The sequence below is a fragment of the Streptomyces sp. NPDC059994 genome, from assembly GCF_042737755.1.
GTDB lineage: Bacteria > Actinomycetota > Actinomycetes > Streptomycetales > Streptomycetaceae > Streptomyces.
In genome coordinates this window covers 148373-165041 of sequence record NZ_JBHWUR010000001.1, presented here as the reverse complement: position 1 = coordinate 165041, position 16669 = coordinate 148373, and the positions used below count along the sequence as shown (strand labels likewise).

At 72.7% G+C, this 16669-nt stretch carries 15 protein-coding genes and 1 pseudogene; 6 read left to right on the top strand and 10 right to left on the bottom strand.

Annotation, left to right across the window (positions count from 1 at the left end; translation table 11 throughout):
- Positions 1-113 precede the first annotated feature (113 nt).
- Both ACFWA7_RS00735 and ACFWA7_RS00730 read left to right on the top strand, forming a co-directional pair.
- A complete protein-coding gene (locus ACFWA7_RS00735) occupies positions 114-1481 on the top strand; it encodes an acyltransferase domain-containing protein (protein WP_385819970.1) in 1368 nt (455 codons plus the stop codon).
- 8 nt (positions 1482-1489) lie between these two features.
- Entirely contained in the window at positions 1490-2467 is a 978-nt protein-coding gene (locus ACFWA7_RS00730; protein ID WP_385536045.1) for a GDP-L-fucose synthase family protein, read from the top strand.
- A gap of 21 nt (positions 2468-2488) precedes the next feature.
- Here ACFWA7_RS00730 and ACFWA7_RS00725 read toward each other — a convergent pair whose 3' ends face one another.
- Complete coding sequence (locus tag ACFWA7_RS00725) at positions 2489-3352, bottom strand: MaoC/PaaZ C-terminal domain-containing protein (protein WP_385819968.1); 864 nt, start codon at positions 3350-3352, stop codon at positions 2489-2491.
- Positions 3353-3450: 98 nt separating this feature from the next.
- Here ACFWA7_RS00725 and ACFWA7_RS00720 point away from each other — a divergent pair, with 98 nt between their 5' ends.
- Entirely contained in the window at positions 3451-4107 is a 657-nt protein-coding gene (locus ACFWA7_RS00720; protein WP_385536049.1) for an HAD family hydrolase, read from the top strand.
- 12 nt (positions 4108-4119) lie between these two features.
- On the opposite strand, the gene ACFWA7_RS00715 is transcribed toward ACFWA7_RS00720, so the two are convergent.
- Positions 4120-4935: a mycofactocin-coupled SDR family oxidoreductase gene (locus ACFWA7_RS00715; RefSeq protein ID WP_385536051.1), complete on the bottom strand. Its 816-nt coding sequence runs from the start codon at positions 4933-4935 to the stop codon at positions 4120-4122.
- Positions 4936-5325: 390 nt separating this feature from the next.
- On the opposite strand from ACFWA7_RS00715, the gene ACFWA7_RS00710 reads away from it, so the two are divergent.
- Together ACFWA7_RS00710 and ACFWA7_RS00705 are read left to right on the top strand one after the other, a co-directional pair.
- Positions 5326-6558: a 3-deoxy-7-phosphoheptulonate synthase gene (locus ACFWA7_RS00710; RefSeq protein ID WP_385819966.1), complete on the top strand. Its 1233-nt coding sequence runs from the start codon at positions 5326-5328 to the stop codon at positions 6556-6558.
- A gap of 117 nt (positions 6559-6675) precedes the next feature.
- The gene (locus tag ACFWA7_RS00705) at positions 6676-6912 is read left to right on the top strand and encodes a hypothetical protein (protein WP_385536055.1); all 237 of its coding nucleotides are present in this window, start codon (positions 6676-6678) and stop codon (positions 6910-6912) included.
- A 35-nt stretch (positions 6913-6947) separates the two neighbouring features.
- On the opposite strand, the gene ACFWA7_RS00700 is transcribed toward ACFWA7_RS00705, so the two are convergent.
- The 5 genes and pseudogenes from ACFWA7_RS00700 to ACFWA7_RS00680 all read right to left on the bottom strand — a co-directional run.
- Positions 6948-7934: an MIP/aquaporin family protein gene (locus ACFWA7_RS00700; RefSeq protein ID WP_385819964.1), complete on the bottom strand. Its 987-nt coding sequence runs from the start codon at positions 7932-7934 to the stop codon at positions 6948-6950.
- A gap of 178 nt (positions 7935-8112) precedes the next feature.
- Positions 8113-8472 carry a zinc ribbon domain-containing protein YjdM gene (locus tag ACFWA7_RS00695; protein WP_385536057.1) on the bottom strand — a complete coding sequence of 120 codons (360 nt, stop codon included), beginning with the start codon at positions 8470-8472 and terminating at the stop codon, positions 8113-8115.
- A 75-nt stretch (positions 8473-8547) separates the two neighbouring features.
- A complete protein-coding gene (locus ACFWA7_RS00690; protein WP_385819962.1) occupies positions 8548-9402 on the bottom strand; it encodes an HNH endonuclease family protein in 855 nt (284 codons plus the stop codon).
- A gap of 132 nt (positions 9403-9534) precedes the next feature.
- Complete coding sequence (locus ACFWA7_RS00685; protein WP_385819960.1) at positions 9535-9903, bottom strand: zinc-binding dehydrogenase; 369 nt, start codon at positions 9901-9903, stop codon at positions 9535-9537.
- A 136-nt stretch (positions 9904-10039) separates the two neighbouring features.
- Positions 10040-10420, bottom strand: a pseudogene (locus ACFWA7_RS00680) (alcohol dehydrogenase catalytic domain-containing protein); the annotation flags it as partial.
- Positions 10421-10554: 134 nt separating this feature from the next.
- Between ACFWA7_RS00680 and ACFWA7_RS00675 the strand changes: the two are divergent.
- Positions 10555-12942 carry a protein kinase gene (locus ACFWA7_RS00675; RefSeq protein WP_385819958.1) on the top strand — a complete coding sequence of 796 codons (2388 nt, stop codon included), beginning with the start codon at positions 10555-10557 and terminating at the stop codon, positions 12940-12942.
- Between the two features lie 15 nt (positions 12943-12957).
- Here ACFWA7_RS00675 and ACFWA7_RS00670 read toward each other — a convergent pair whose 3' ends face one another.
- Genes ACFWA7_RS00670 through ACFWA7_RS00660 form a run of 3 tightly spaced genes read right to left on the bottom strand, consistent with a single transcriptional unit; the run spans position 12958 to position 16522 of the window.
- Positions 12958-13947: a TolB family protein gene (locus tag ACFWA7_RS00670; RefSeq protein ID WP_385536067.1), complete on the bottom strand. Its 990-nt coding sequence runs from the start codon at positions 13945-13947 to the stop codon at positions 12958-12960.
- Positions 13944-15173, bottom strand: coding sequence for an MFS transporter (locus ACFWA7_RS00665; protein ID WP_385819956.1), 1230 nt, complete (start codon positions 15171-15173; stop codon positions 13944-13946). The genes ACFWA7_RS00670 and ACFWA7_RS00665 overlap by 4 nt, the downstream gene beginning before the upstream one ends.
- Entirely contained in the window at positions 15173-16522 is a 1350-nt protein-coding gene (locus tag ACFWA7_RS00660) for a discoidin domain-containing protein (protein ID WP_385536071.1), read from the bottom strand. Before ACFWA7_RS00660 ends, ACFWA7_RS00665 begins: the two co-directional genes overlap by 1 nt.
- Between the last annotated feature and the right edge of the window lie 147 nt (positions 16523-16669).

Here is a 16669-nt window from a genome sequence, read left to right as displayed (position 1 = left end):
CTTTATCGCGTTATCGGCCAACGGCCCGTTCACGGTCCGATATTGCCAGCGCTGCGATCGTAGCAAGTACCGACGACCTGTCCGATCCCCTATTCCGGAACCAGGGAGTTCCCATGCCCCTCACCAATGCGGTGCCGCCGCCCCCGCCATGGCTGCTGATGTTTTCCGCCGCCGACCGGGCCGCGCTGACGGATACGGCTCGAACGGCCGCCGAATTACTGGCCGATGGCGCCCGGCCCGAGGCGGTGCTGCCCGCGCGCCTCCTTTCGGGCGAACACGACACCGAGCGCCTGGCGGTCGCGGCCGCCGATCCGGCGGGCCTGGCCGAGGGGTTGTCCTTCTTCGCCGACGGACTGGCCAGCCCGCGCTGGACGTCGGGGCGGCCCGACGGCGCCGCTTCCCGGGTCGTCTGGTGCTTCGGCGGCCACGGCAGTCAGTGGCCGGGCATGGGGCGCGCCCTGCTGAGCTGGGCGCCCGAGGCTGCGAGGGTACTGACCGAACTCGACACGCTGCTGCCCAACGGAGTGATCGAACCGCTGATGAACGCGGCCGACGGGGAGCTCGGCCCGCCGGACACGACACAGCCGCTGATCTTCGCCGTCCAGGTCGCCACCGCCCACTGGCTGTGGTCACTGGGCCTGCGGCCGGAGGCGGTCGTCGGGCACAGCCTCGGCGAGGTCGCCGCCGCCCATGTCGCGGGCGCCCTCACCCTCGAAGAGGCGGCGCGGGTCGTCGCCGTACGCTCCGGCCTCCTCGCGAAGGCCGCGGGCGGCGGGGCGATGGCGACGGTCAACCTCGACCGGCACACGGTCGCGCGCCGGTGCGAGCAGATCCCGGGGACGGTGGTCGTCGCCGCCCACAGCGCCCCCAGGCAGACAGTGGTCACCGGCGAGAGCGAGGCGACGCGGGCGCTCGTGAACGCGCTGGAGGCCGAGGGGGTGCGGTGCCGGCTGATCCGTATCAACGCGGCCTCGCACAGCCCGTTCGTCGACAGCGTGCTGCCCCAACTGCGCGCCGAGCTGGCCGATCTCGCGCCCGCGACGCCCCGCATCCCGTGGATCTCGACGGTCGACGCGGACCCGGACCCGGTCGGGCTCGCCACCGCGGACTACTGGGCGCGCAACCTGCGCCGCCCGGTCCGCTTCACCCAGGCGGTGTCGGCGCTGGCCCGCCGGGGCATCCGCGCTTACGTGGAGATCGGGCCGCACCCGGTCCTGATCCCGCCGATCCGCGAGACGCTGCGCGCAGAGGGGGTCGACGATCCGCTGGTGATCGCCTCCGGCCACCGGGTGACCCCCGAGCCGGTCTCGCTGCTGCGCCTGCTGGGGGCGCTGCACTGCCGGGGCCTTGAGATCCCGGCGCTCCACGACCACGCACTCGGCGGCGCCACCCCGGCCACCGGCCGCACCCCGCCCACCGACCGAACCGACCGAACCGACCGAGCCCGAGCCCGAGCCCGAGCCCGAGCCGACCGAGGATGAGTAGGCCCATGCCCGCAGCTTCCCGCGCCCTTGACCCGTCGGCGACCGTGCTCGTGGCGGGCTCGTCCGGGCTCGTGGGCTCCGCCGTCGTGCGCCGCCTCCGAGCCGAGGGGTTCACCTCCGTCGTCGGGATCCACTCCTCCGACGTGGACCTCACCGACGCCCGGGCGACGCTCGACCACGTCACCTCGCTGCGGCCCGCCGTGGTGATCGACGCGGCCGCGCGGGTCGGCGGCATCGCCGCCAACGACGCCGAGCCCGTGGAGTTCCTGGGCGACAACCTCCGGATCCAGACCAACCTGTTCGCGGCGGCACACGCGGCGGACGTGGACCGGCTGCTGTTCCTCGGCTCCTCCTGCATCTACCCGAAGCACAGCCCCCAGCCGATCCCCGAGTCCGCGCTGCTCACCGGCCCGTTGGAGGAGACCAACGACGCCTACGCGATAGCGAAGATCGCGGGGGTGATCGCGGTGAAGTCGTACCGCAGGCAGTACGGCCGCCGGTGGATCTCCGCCATGCCGACCAATGTGTACGGCCCCGGCGACAACTTCCACCCGACCCGGTCGCACGTCCTGCCCGCGCTGATCCGGCGCTTCCACGAAGCGGTCCACTCCGGCGCCGAGGAGGTCGTCGTCTGGGGCAGCGGTACGCCACGGCGGGAGTTCATCCACGTCGACGACCTGGCGGCGGCCTGTCTGCACCTGCTGGCGCACTACGACGACCCGTCGCCGGTCAACATCGGTGTCGGCGAGGACCTGACGATCGCGGACCTCGTCGGCCTCGTGGCCGGGGCGACCGGTTTCACCGGCCGGATCACCTGGGACGCGAGCAGGCCCGACGGCACACCCCGCAAGCTGCTCGACGTCTCCCGGCTGCTCGCCACGGGCTGGAGGCCGCGGATCGGGCTGGCGGAGGGCGTACGGAGCACGGTTCGCTGGTACGCCGACACCCTGGCCGGATCAGGCGGGCCTCCCGATGGCCGCTGACCTGCCGGGGTGCCACCCGGCTCAGCCCGCCGCCGGGCCGTTGCCGCGCCGCACGAACGTGCCGCGGTCCAGGACGGCCCTGCCCCGGGAGCGGACCTCGAAGAGCGCCGACTCGCCGCGCTCCCAGATCCGTACGGTGAGGTCCTGGCCCGGGAACACGGGTGCGGTGAAGCACGCCGACATCGTCCCGAACCGGGCCGGGTCACCCCCGCAGAGCGCGTGCAGCAGCGCCCGGCCCGCGAAGCCGAACGTGCAGAGCCCGTGCAGCAGCGGTCGGCGGAAGCCGAGACGCGCGGCGATCGCGGGGTCGGAGTGCAGCGGGTTCGGGTCGCCGCTGAGCCGGTACAGAAGAGCCTGGTTGGGCGCGGTGCGGTAGTCCACGGTGTGGTCGGACTCCCCCTCGGGGCGCTGCCACGGCTCGTCCTCGCCCGGGTCGCCGCCGAAGCCGCCTTCGCGCCTGATGGTCAGTCCGGTGCGGATGTCGGCGAGCGGCCGACCTGTGGCGGGGTCCACGCAGGAGGATTCGATGACCGCGAGCGCGCTGTCTCCCCGGTCCCTCAGCGCGGTCAACCGCGAGGTCGTGGCCGCCGTGCCCTCGACGGGGAGCGGGCCGTACAGCGTCAGGGACTGCTGGGTGTGCAGCAGCTGCGACACATCGAAGTCCCCGAGTACGGGCTGGGTCTGCCGGGAGACGAGGGTCGCCGCGAAGGTCGGCAGCACCGAGGGCAGGACTCCCCCGGAATTCTCGGTGGTGAACTCCAGCTCGCGCGCCGGGTCCTCGCCGCCCGCGCCCACTCCGAGCGCATAGAGGGAGGTGTCCGAGAATGTCCACAGCCGGGTTCCGGAATCCCAGGTCCGCCCGACGAGATCGCGATAGAGCGCCATCGCTCCGCTCCTTTCCACCACTTCTGAAATAGTCGGCACCACACACACATGGCTGAAAAATTACGCACGGCCGAAACCATCGAGAAGGGATTGAGAAAATGATTCGAGCACTCCTGGTCGACGCAGGCGGAGTTCTGTACAACAACATCAATGAGGAGACCTCTTTCCTGCCGGACATCGCACGCCGCTATGCCGTCGACGAGAGCCGCCTGTCGGGTGCCGTGCTGTCATCGGCTCATGCGTACGAGAGCGGCGCCTGCCATGCGCACGATGTGCTGCGCGGTCTCCTGGAGGAAGCCGGCAGCCCCTTCGCGGACGCCGCCGACGGGGAGTGGTTCGACGGACAGTGGGTGGACCGCCTGTACGCCGCCCACGTCCGCTGCTACCACTCCAACGTCGTGGAACTGGCCGAGGTGGCCCGCGCCCGTCCGGAGCTCGCCCTGGTCCTGGCCAACAACGAGGCCGAGCACTGGGACCACCTCAAGAACCAACGCCACGACCACTACCGGCTGTTCGACCACCTCTGCTCCTCATGGCGAGTCGGCCAGGTCAAACCCTCTGCCGAGTACTTCGCCGCAACACTGGACCGCTGCGGGGTCGATGCGCACGAGGCACTGATGATCGACGACCGGACAACCGTCATCGCGGTCGCGCGAGACCTGGGTATGCGCACCCTGCACGTCAGCAGTCCCGAGGTGCTGCGCGGCCACCTACGGGAGACCGTCGAGAACCTGGTGCCGTCGGCGAGGAGCTGAACAACCCCCTCCTCAGAACTCACTGACCCCGGCATCGACGGCCATGGCGTGCGCGGTGACATGGCGGGAGGCGTCGGACACCAGGAACAGCACGGCATTGGCCACGTCCTCGACCGAAATACCCTCCACCGGCTGCATGTTGACCAGCATGCCCCGCAGCCGCGGGTCGGCCATGCTCGCCTTGGCGACCTGGGTGAGCATGGCACGGCTGCCCATCGCGGTGTCGACGCCGGTCGGGTGCACGCTGTTCACCCGGATCCCGAACCGCGCGAGCTCGGCGGCGAAGGCCTTCGCCATACCGCGCACCGCGAACTTGCTGGTCGTGTACGGAATCATGAACGGCTGCACCTTCAGCCCGGCCGAGGAGCTCATCAGCACGATGGAGCCGCCGCCCGCCGTCACGAGGTGGGGCGCGGTCGCCATCACCGTGTTCCACGTGCCGGTGACGTTGACGTCCATGGTGTCGCGGAAGATCTCTTCGGTGACCTCGTCCCAGGCACGGGGTATGCAGATGCCCGCGTTGGCCACGACGGCGTCGAGTCGCCCCAGTGTGTCCACGGCCCCGTCGACGGCCCCGCGCAGCCCGGCCAGGTCGCGAACGTCCGCCACCAGGGGTACGACCCGCTGCCCGGACTCCTCCGCCAGGGCGACGGTCGTGTCGAGGTCGGTCGGTTCCGATGAGGCGTAGGCAACGCCGGGCAGGGTCGCGCACAGGTCGACGGCGATGACGTCGGCGCCCTCACCCGCCATCCGCACGACGTGCTCACGGCCCTGGCCACGGGCCGCGCCGGTCACCAGAACAACCTTGCCCCGCATCAGTCCACTCACGTACAAGTCCTTTCCCGACAGGCTTCACCAGGGTTCACAACGGGTCCGATCTGCCCCACGCTAGCGAAGCGGACGCCATTGTTCACCGTGTCCAGGTGGGCCAACTCGGCCTGGCCTTACGGCGTTTGTCGTGCGAGGCGGAGGCGATAAGATCGGAAACGACACCCCACCACTGTTCCTCGCCCGCGCCGCGCATCGCGCACCTCGCACCTCGCACCTCGCACCTCGCATCTCGCATCTCGCATCTCGCCCGAATCCGTAATGACGCCATCGGCTCGCACCCAGTCGTGCCGAGCCGTACGAGGGGGATCGTTGAACGGACAAGCGCCTACGGCTCCCCGGTTCGGCCCCGCACGGCCGTTACCGGACCAGCCCTTCCCCGACCGGCCGTTGCCGGACCGCCTCCGCGCCGCCGTGGACCGCGCACTCGCCCGCCCCGCGGCCCAGCAGCCGCAGTGGCCCGACCCCGAGGCCGTACGCGAGGTGCGAGCCGTCCTTGAGACGGTGGCACCGGTCGTGAGTGCCGAGGAGGTCGACCGGCTGCGGACTCGTCTGGCCGCGGTGGCGGCTGGCGAGGCGTTCCTGCTCCAGGGCGGCGACTGCGCGGAAACCTTCGCCGGGACCACCGAGCACTCGATCGCGGCCACCGTCGACACCGTGTACCGGATGGCATCGGTACTCACCTCCACGGCCGGGCTGCCGGTGGTGACCGTCGGCAGGCTCGCCGGCCAGTACGCCAAACCCCGCTCCTCACCGGTGGACGTGCTGGGCCTCCCCACGTACCGGGGCGACATCGTCAACGGCCGCGAGGCGACCGCCGAGGCCCGCGTCCCCGACCCGCACCGCATGCTCCGCGCCTACGTCAACGCGGCGGCCGCGATGGCAGCGGTACGCGCCCTACACGCCACCGGGGCGGTCGGACCGATGGACGGGGGCGGGTTCTTCACCAGCCACGAGGCCCTGCTCCTCGACTACGAGCGGTCGATGCTACGGGTGGCGGACGGCCGCGACCGGGGCGGGCAGCAGCCGTACAACCTGTCGTCGCACTTCCTCTGGATCGGCGAACGCACCCGCCAACTGGACGGCGCGCACCTCGCGTTCGCCGAGCTCCTGGCCAACCCGATCGGCGTCAAGTTCGGCCCGACGACCACCCCGGAGCAGGCCGTCGAGTACGTCGAACGCCTCGACCCGTACGACGAGCCCGGCCGACTGACCCTGATCAGCCGGATGGGCAGCACGGAGGTGCGGCGCCTGCTGCCGCCGATCGTGGAGAAGGTCACCGCGTCCGGGCACACGGTCGTCTGGCAGTGCGACCCGATGCACGGCAACACGGTGCAGTCCCGCAGCGGATACAAGACCCGCCACTTCGACCGCGTCCTCGACGAGGTGCGCGGCTTCGTAGAGGTGCACCGCGCTCTGGGCACCCACCCCGGCGGCCTGCACGTGGAGCTCACGGGCGCCGACGTGACGGAGTGCCTCGGCGGCCCCCAGCACATCTCCACCACAGACCTCCCCCACCACTACACCACCGCCTGCGACCCCCGCCTGAACCGCACCCAGGCCCTCGAACTCGCGTCCTTGGCGGCGGACATCCTGCTCTCCGCGCAGGCCGCCCGGCGTTGACGATCAGGGCTCGCCGGGCCGTCCGTAATATCGGTGGCGCGCACCCTCGCACAGCGGGATCATCCGAAGTGTCCGGGCCGGCGCGTACCCCTGTGGTCGCGCTCTGGCCGGCCCGCCATGCTGATCGGCGACAGCCCTTCCCCGGAGGCGGAGGAGCTGTCCGCCCGTATGCGCGCGGCATGGACGGCGTTCGCCGCCCGGGGCGACCCCGGCTGGCCCGCGTACGACGCCGGGCAGCGCCTCGTGCAGCTCTTCGACACCCGGTCGGCCGTCACCGCGTACCCGGAGGAGACTTCCCGCCTGATCTGGCAGGACCACACCATTCCCGTGCTGCCGCTGAACGGACGCCGGTAACGTCGACGACTGCCCGGATCCGGGGTCTGGGCCGGTCAACCATGCCTGTACGCACCCGACTTCGCGCGCTTCGACACGAACCAGTAGTGCACGACGGCCCCCAGTGCGGCACCGAGCAGCGGCGCCGTCAGATAGGCCCACAGTGCGGTGGTGGTGCCGGAGAGGGCCGCCGGGCCCAGCTGGCGGGCGGGGTTGGCCGCCCCGCCGCTCACCGGTCCCAGCAGCGCGATGATCAGGCCGACCACCAGCCCCACGGCATAGGGCATCGGCCGTGCAAGGCCGGGGTGGGCGACGAAGAAGCCGATGAGCAGGGCCACCGCCGCGAAGCTCGCCGCCTCCAGGGCGAACACCGCCACGGAGGACCGGCCGGGAGCCGGTCGGGCCAGTCCGTCGCTGAGAGCCGCCGACTGAAGCACCGGCCCCCACACCAGCCGGGCCAGCGCGGTCCCGGCCAGCCCTCCGAGCAACTGCCCTATGGCGTACGGAACCACAGCCCGCCCCGGGAACGCCCGCATCAGCCACAGGGCCACGCTGACGGCCGGGTTGAGGTGCGCGCCCGACCCTCGGCCCGGCGGGCTCAGGATCAGCCCCACCAGCAGGACCGCGACCAGCGCCCCGACGACGCCCAGCGCGAGCTGCAGATCGGCGATGAAGACGGGCGAGGCCGGATCGAGCAGCCAGCGCACCATCGTCACCACGAGAAACATCATCACCGCGGTCAGGGCGCACTCCACCGCGGCACCCCGCCACGGCGCACTCCCCGGCACAAGTCCCGGCCCTGCCACGGACACGGCCGGGGCCTCCCCCGCCCCCACTCCCCCGTCGGACACCGATCCCCCCTCGCACCGGCCAACCACCCCCACCGCCCATCGGACGGTCACGAACAGCCGCAGGGTAGAACCCCCGACCCGCCGGAAAGCACCGAAGCACCCAACCGGCCGCGAAAAGACCGGAAACACCACCTTGCGCCGGGGCCCGTGGACTGCAAGTGCGTTGCCGCGCCACCGGGACTCACGGCGCATGCTGCCGCGCGTGACGGGCGAGGGCTCGCCTGTGTGAGAGGGGCTCGGCGCTCCTGGTCGGGAAGCACGTCACCCGGCCCTCCGACAGCACCACCGAGGGCGCCCGCGTCGGCTTCCACGAACTCACGGTCTCCCACGGCTGAGCGCGGGCCACTGCGCGGGAGACCTGTCCGCCCGGTCAGGCCTTCTTGACCACACTGGACTTGAGCTGCATCGAGCCGAAGCCCTCGACCTTGCAGTCGATGTCGTGGCCGTCGACGCCGTCGACGAGGCGGATGTTGCGCACCTTGGTGCCCGCCTTGATGCCGGTCGGACTGCCCTTGACCTTCAGGGTCTTGATCACGGTCACCGTGTCGCCGTCGGCGAGCACATTGCCGACGGCGTCCCTGATCACCCCGTCACCGCCGGCCTCGCCCTCCGCGGACACGGTTCCCGCGGGCGACCACTCGTGCCCGCACTCCGGGCAGACCAGCAGCGCGCCCATCTCGTAGGTGTACGCGCCGGAGCACTCGGGGCAAGGGGGCAGGTTCTCGTTCACCACGGAAGCGTATTCCCTCCAGGGGGTGGCCTGCCCTCCGCGCGGAGGGCACCGCGCCCGCCCGGCGCCAGGGGACTACTCCTGGCAGTCACCCAGCACCTCCTCCAGCCTGCTCCGCTCCCCCGCCGTGACCCGCAGCCCGTAATAATCCTTCACACCGATCCAGGCACGGCTGTACGTGCACTCGTAGCCCTTGGGCAGCCACTTTTCCGGGCTCTTGTCGCCCTTGTCGCGGTTGCTCCAGGTGGAGACCGCGATGAGCTGCGGCGAACCGCTGAGGTCGTTGGCGAACGCGCGGCGCTTGTACTCGGGCCAGTCCCGGGCGCCCGAGCCCCACGCCGCCCTGAGCGGCACGATGTGGTCGATGTCGACGCGCAGGGGGTTGGTGACCGTCAGACCGTCGTACGCGCTGCGCCAGCGGCCGCCCACCACCTTGCAGCCGTCCTTGATGGTCGCGGGGATGTCGGACAGGGCCTTCAGGGCGAGTTCGCGCGTGGAGCACTTCTCGGCGCCGTGCAGGACCCAGCAGCTCTTGCCGCCGAACGCGGTCCGCTGGAATCCCTTGCTGTCGAAGGGCCCGACGTCCAGCTCGGAGAGCATGCGCCTGGCGTCCTCCAGGTCGGGGAGGTTCTTGGGCCACTTGACCGTCGCGGGAGGAAGACCGGCGGGGAGGGGGGCGGGGACGAACGCGGCGGTGCCGGGTACGTGCACCGCCCCCTGACCCGAGTCGGTCGACGGCAGCCGGTCCTCCTCCGGGCCTTCGCAGTCGAGCTCGTCGAAGTTGAGCGCCGCGCTCCGCGCCTGGCCGCCCTCCGGCCGCGAGGGCGGCGACGGCGGGGACGCGGCCTGGGCGGCCACGGGGAGCAACACTGCCGGAAGTGCCGCGACGAGCAGAGCGGAGGTGAGGACCGGTCGCCTGTACGAGCGCATGGGGATCTCCTTCGGTGGCATGGCGTTCTGGTGCCGACGCACCCCCTTGAGGGATTGACCGCCCCCGCACCCACCGACCATCTTTTCCGACTTTTCCCCCGTTCGGCCGTGGGCGGAGAAGCGGTGAGCCCGTCAGTGGTCGACCGTGACCACGATCTTGCCCACCCGGCCGCCCGCCTCCATGTAGCGGTGGGCCTCGACGATCTCGTCCAGCCCGAAGACACGGTCCACGGCGGGTGCGAAGGCACCGGTCCGCAGACCGGAGGTCACGCCGCTCAGCGCCCCGTACTCGATGAGCGTGCCACCGGGCGCGACCGCCCTGGCCAGGTCCAGCACACCGGGTCCCGCGACGGCGTCGAAGACGAACTCGGCACCCCGGCCCGCCGTCAGGCCGAGCACGCGCTCCACGACGTCCTCCTCATCCGTGGCGAGCACCTCGGCCGCCCCGGCCTTGAGCAGCGCGTCCCGCTTGGCGCCGGTCCGGGTCATCGCGATGGGCACGTCCAGTGAGGCGGCCGGTGCACCACCGCGGCCGCCGGGACGATCGCACGTTCGGCGTAGACCCCGTACGCGTTCATCGAGAAGGCGGGCACCACGCTCACCGCCTGACCGGGCTCGAAACCCGTCAGTCCGGCACCGCCCCGACGCGGTGGGCGACCTGGATCGCGGCCAGGCCCACGCTGCTGGACGCGGCGGTGAGCACGACCGTGTCCCCGGCCCGCATCCCGCCGACCTCCACCAGCGCCCCGTACGCGGTCAGATACGGCATCCACACCGCCGCGCCGCCGACCGCACCGACGGCCTCGACCACTCCCGCGGCCTCGGCGCCCGGCCGGGCGGAAAACTCCTTGACCTGCTCGATGCAGTTGCCGCTGCGGAACAGCGCCTCGGCACGGTTGAGGCCGATCGCGTCCACCCGGATCAGCAGTTCGCCCGACCCGGGTGCGCCGGCCTCCACGTCCTCCAGCCGCAGCACCTCGGGTCCTCCGAGCTCATGGAACCGCACCGTCCTGGCCATCACGCCTCGCGCTTCCGCGAGCTGACGACGACGCGATGACCGCGCCGCCCAGGGAGTCGGGCGCGGGGCGCGAGGTGTAGCCCTCTCGCCGCGACTCCGGCCGGCGCGGGCGTCCGCTTCGCTATGTTGTCCTCGTGCGGCAGATCGGGGAGTTCACCCTGGAACGGCGGCTGGGGGCCGGCGGGATGGGCGTGGTGTACCTCGCGTGCAGCCCGACCGGACGGCAGGTCGCGCTGAAGGTGATCCGGCCCGAGTACGCCGACGACCCGCACTTCCGGGCCCGCTTCCGGCGCGAGGTGGCGGCGGCCCGCAAGGTCAGCGGCGCGTTCACCGCCTCGGTGGTCGACGCGGCCCCGGACGGCGATCCGCCCTGGCTGGCCACCCAGTACGTACCCGCCGAGTCGCTGGCCGCGCGCGTGCGCTCGGGCGGCCCGCTGCCGGCGGCGGACATCGCACGTCTCGCGGGCCAGCTCGCGGAGGCCCTGCGCGACATCCACCGTCAGGGCATCGTGCACCGGGACCTCAAGCCCGGCAATGTCCTGCTCGCGGAGGACGGCGCCCGGGTGATCGACTTCGGCATCGCCAAAGCGGTGACGGAGAGCCGCGCGCTGACCCACACCGGCGGCATGGTCGGCACTCCGGCGTTCATGGCGCCCGAGCAGCTGAGCGGGCCGCACCGCGTCTCCCCCGCGACCGATGTGTTCGCGCTGGGCTCCGTGCTGGCGTTCGCGGCGATCGGCCGCAGCCCGTTCGAGGACGCCGACGCGGCGGGTGCGGAGCCGATCGCCGCCGCCTTCGCCGTGGTCCACGAGGAGCCGGACCTGACCGGCGTACCCCGCCCGCTACGCGCTCTCATCACCCGCTGCCTGGCCAAGGAGCCCGGCCGGCGGCCCCGCTTGGACGAGGTGCTGTGCCTGGCCGCCCGGGCCGGGGAGGCCGGGTGCGACAGCGGGCCGCCGTGCCGGGTGCGCGGCCGGTGGCGCGTTGTGGCGCCGGCCGTCGCCCTCGCCGTACTCGCCGCCCTCCTCGTCCGGGGCGATGTGCCGCCCTCCGCCGTACTGTCGGGCCACACCGGCTGCGCCGACGGCCAGCGCGCCATCGGTGAGGGCGCGAAGCGCACCTGCGTCGGCCTGCTGACCGGACCCTCGCTCCCGACGGGCACCCCCGCCCGTTCCCCCGACTCCCCTGGCGATCCGGGCCCCCCGGGCGGCTCCTCCGACACCGACCTCGCACCGGTCCTCAAGCTGATCTACGCGGAGAACCGTCAGGTCGTCCAGGCATCCGCCGGGCCCGGCGGGCGGCCGTACGCCTCCGTCGTCTACCTCACGCCGATCACCGCCGAGTACGACGGCACCAGCATGATGGCGAGCGTCCGGCACGACCTGGAGGGCGCGTATCTCGCGCAGCGCAGGGCCAATCGCCACTCCGCCGCCGCCTCCGGGCCGCGGATCAGAGTGCTGATCGCCCAGACCGGCGGCAGCGCCGAGCAGCGCGCGTACACGGTCGGGCAGGTGCTCCACCGGCGAGGCGCCGAGCACATCGTGGCCGCGGTCGGCCTCGGCGGCAGTACGGCCTCCAGCCAGGACATGGTCGGCGAGCTGACCGCCGGGGGCCTGCCCGCGTTCGGCTCGGTGCTCACCGCCGACTCCTGGGCGGGCACGCCCGGTCTGGTCCGGGTCGCGCCCCCCAACGCCGACCAGGCCTCGGCCGCCGTACGGTTCCTGTCGGCGGGCGCGCGCACCCGCGCCCGTGTCCTGCTCGTCGAGGACGTCGCCGCGGGCGACCAGTACACCAGCACGCTCGCCACGCAGTTCCGCGCCCGGATGCCCACCGGCCGCCTGGCGGGCGCCGTGCTGTTCGACTCCAAGGCGGACGGCCAGGTCGCCACCTTCCGCCACCAGGTCGGCGAGCTCTGCGCCGCCCGGCCGGACGTCGTCTACTTCGCGGGCCGTGGCACCTCGCTGCCCGCGTTCCTGACCGCACTCGCCGAGCGGCCGTGCCGGGACCGCCCGCTGACCATCGTCTCCGGAGACGATGCCACCCAGGTCACCCGCACCGACGGCTTCGGCCCGCGGGACCTGGCCGCGGCGCTGCGCACCGGCCGCGTCGACCTCGTCTACACCGGCCTCGCCCACCCCGGGGCCTGGGACGTGGCACCGAGGGCGTTCGCCCCGCAGGCCATCGCCCCGTTCCGCGACGGCACGTTCACCACCGCGTTCCCTCATTCGGGCCTCGACGACGGACGGGCGATCATGATGTACGACACGCTGCTGATCGCCACCAGGGCGCTGCGCGGCGCCCCCACGTCCTCCGGTCCCACGGCCACCGACGTCCACCGGACCCTCGCCGCGCTGCGCGAGGGCACGGGGGTGCCGGGCGCGAGCGGCTGGATCACGATCAACGGCGACGGCGGCCCCCGGGACAAGGCCATCCCGGTCATCCGCATCGAGCCGAACGGCCGCACCACCACCATCGCGGTCACCTCCGCCGACGGCACCCCGTACACGCCCACCGGCACGTGACCCCTGCGGTGCCGGTCACCGCACGGCCACCGGCGAGGAGCCGCCCGGCACCGCCAGGCGGGGTTCGCCCGTGCCGTCGGCCGGAACCGACCAGATGTCGCTCGCCCGCCCGCCGCGCCCCGGCAGCGCGTAGCCGACGGTCGAGTCGTCCAGCCAGGCGGCCTGGTCGTCGACGCTGTGCCGCTCGGCCAGCGGGTGCTCGCGCATCCCCGCCAGGTCAAGTACGTACAGCCGCCAGGGCGCCCGGGGATCGCCGGAGACCTTCTTCTTGAAGGCGATCCGGGTGTTGTCCGGCGACAGCGACGGACATTCGGCGTTCTCGCGCAGCGCCTTCGCCGACCAGTTCCGCAGGTCGCCCTCGACGAGGTGGGTGCGGCCCCTGGACGAGACGGTGGCGTAGAAGCGGTTGTCGTCGCGGGCGAAGGTGACGCCCCAGTAGTTGACGTCCGGTGCGTGGTGGCGGGCGCCGTCGACGGTCAGCGGGATCCCTTCGATCGACTTGATCAGATAGCCGGTGCGCAGGTCCAGGACCGAGGTCCGGGTGGAGAAGCCGGAGGCGGCGTACGAGTCGCCGACGGCGAACGCCGTCCAGGACAGCAGGTTTCCCGAGGCGGAGACGCGGGCCCGGTTGGGGATGCCGGGGACGGTCACGCGGCGCACTTCGCGCAGCCGCCGGTCGAGTACGAGGGCCTGGGTGCGGGCCGGGAGGCCCGGCAGTTTCCGCAGGCACAGGGCGCGCTCCCCCGCCGCGTAGAAGCGGTCGCAGGACGGGCCGCCGCCGACGCGCGGCGCACCTCCTGCGGGCAGGCGCGCGACCCGTCCGGTGGCCGAGTCCCGGAAGTACAGGCCGGGCCCGTCGAGGCCGAACGAGCCGTCGGCGTCGGCTTGCTGGGGCGGGCGTTCGCGGTGGCGGGCGTGCAGGACGTAGCCGAGGGAGCCGCCCGCCAGCAGGAGCACGGCGATCACGACGACGGCGAGCCGGAGGTGGTGAGGGGCGGTCTTCACGACGCCTCCGGGACCGTGGCGGGCAGGACGCGCCCGGCGGCCGCGAGCGCACCGGCCAGTGCGAGCGCCGCCATCCACAGGGCGGGCCGCTGCCCCCAGAGGGTCCAGGCCGCCCCGAACCCGGCGGCGCCGAGGAGCCGGGCCAGGGCCTGACCGGTCTGGAGCACCGCGAGCCCGCCCGCTCGTCCGCGCGCGGGCAGCAGGGGCCCGGCGAGCGCCATCAGCACCCCGTCCGTGGCGGCGTAGAAGATGCCGAGCAGCACGAGTACGGCAGCGGCGGTCGGCCAGGCGAGCGGAGCGAGCAGCAGGGCGTACGCGCCGAGCAGGGCCGCGTGCCCGAGCAGGAACGGCAGCCGCCGCCCGGTCCGGTCGGCGATCCGGCCCACCGGAACGGCGAGCAGCAGATAGCCCGCGGCGGGGCCGAGCGGCAGCAGCGGGAACAGGGCGGCCGGCAGGTCCAGGCCGCGCTGGAGCAGCAGATAGAGGAAGGAGTCGCCGATCGTGGCGGCGCCGAGCAGGGCGGTCGCATACAGGATGCGACGGAAGGCGGGGTCGCGAAGTGCCGTGCGCGGACGGGGAGTTACGGGCACGCGCGCTGTCCCGGACGCGGGCGGTACGTACACCGCGAGCAGGAGCACGCCCAGCAGCCCGGTACAGAAGCTGACGACGAACACCGCGTCGTAGGCGTCGGTGGTCGCCCGGAGCACGGCGAACGCGGCGAGCGGCCCGAGGAGCGCCCCCGTGGTGTCCATGGCGCGGTGCACTCCGAAGGAGCGGCCGAGCGTCTCCGGCGGGCCGCTGAGCGAGATGAGGGCGTCGCGCGGGGCCGTGCGGATGCCCTTGCCGAGCCGGTCGGCGGCGAGCGCGGCGGCGATGCCCGCGGTGGCGCCCCCGGCGAGCAGCAGCCCGAGCCGGGAGAGCGCGGAGAGCAGATAGCCGGCCCCGGCGACCCGCTTGTGCCGGCCGCCGCGGTCGGCGAGCCGCCCGCCGAGCAGCCGTACGAGTGCGGTGGCCCCGTTGAACATGCCGTCCAGGAAGCCGAATTGGAGCGGGGAGAGACCGAGGCCCAGGACGAGGTAGAGCGGCAGCACCGCCGTGACCATCTCCGAGGAGACATCGGTGACCAGGCTGACCGCGCCGAGCGCGAGGACGGTGCCGGGGACGCGCCGCCCGGCCCCGGAGGTGCGGGGCGGCGCGTCCGTACGGCCGGTGGTGGCCAGATACATCAGTGGCAGCCGTACTTCGGGCTCGTGTCCTTGACCTGCCCGTCGGTGCCGACGTAGGTCCACCCGTAGCCGGAGTCGGTGAACTCCAGCTTCAGCACGCCGTACTGGCCGCTGATCCGCTTCTGGCTGTTGGGCTGGACCTGCTCGATGGGGTACGGCTCGGCGCCTCCCATGCCGCCGACGATCTCCACGATGCCGTCCGCGGTCGCCTTGCCGTCGGGGTCCTGCGGGGCGAACCGCTCGTAGTGGTGGTCGTGTCCGTTGAGGACGAGGTCGGCCTTCGCGCCGTACAGGATCCTCCACACGGGCTTGGAGACCGGGTCGTTGCCGTGGCCGCCGGACGAGTAGAGCGGGTGGTGCCAGTAGGCCGCTACGCACTGCTTGCCGTTGGCGGCGAGGTCGGCCTTGAGCCAGGCGATCTGGGCGGACTGGTCGAAGGAGTTGGAGTCGAGGGCGATGAAGTGCCAGTTGCCCTCGTCGTAGCTGTAGTAGCTCTTGCCCTGCGGGTAGGCGATGTTCCCGAAGTACGCCTTGTACCCGGCGAGGACCCCGGCCGGGTCGTACGTCTCGTGGTTGCCCGGGACCGGACGGGTCCTGGCCTTGAAGGCCCCCCACGTCTTGTCGTAGTAGGCGCGGAAGTCCGAGATCCGGGCGTCGTCGTACTGGTTGTCGCCCATCGTCAGATAGAACCTCGGATCGATCTGCCGGGCGAGCGCGGCGGTCTTGGGGTGCGCGCAGCCGCTGTCCGCGGCGGTGCACTGGGCGGCGATGTCACCGGCCGCGACCACGGTGAAGGCACCGCCGGGCGGCGGACCGCCGTCGAGGGTGCCGTACACCTCGGCCTCGTAGAGCGAGTAGCCGTACGAAGTGGCGCGCGCGGTGCCGTAGACGCGCAGGTATCTGCCCTTGCCGGTGAGCGCGGTCCAGTCGTCGGTGCCGCCGTTGCCCGCCTTCTCCTCGGCGACCGTGGTCCAGGACGCCCCGTCCTGCGACACCTCGACGCGGTACGTCTTGGCGTAGGCGGCCTCCCAACTGAGCTTGACCCGGCTGATGGTGGCCGTCGCGCCGAGGTCGACGCGGATCCACTGCGGGTCCCTGCCCTCGGCGCTGGCCCAGCGGGTGGCGGCGGCGCCGTCGAAGGCGTTCTCGGCGCCGAGCGAGGAGGTCTCGGCGGAGGAGGCGGTGGCGGGTTTCCCGCGCGAGATGAGGGGGTCGGCGGCGGCCCCGGCCCGCCCGGGCCAGGCGAGCAGCAGCCCGCCGAGGAGCGCGAGCACGGCGGCGAGGACGAGGGTGAGGGGGCGGCTTCTGCCGCGCGGGAAGGGGAGTTGGGCTGAGGTGTTCAGGCGCATACCTGGACTCCGTGGGGGCTTGGTGACGGCGAGAGCTGGACACCGGTGCGCGGCCCCGCCCCGCCCGCACGGGCAGGGGGCAGCGCCACGGCAGCCGGGTCAGAGCTCTCGCTGAGCGCGTCATGCCCACAGGGGGCGGGCACCGCG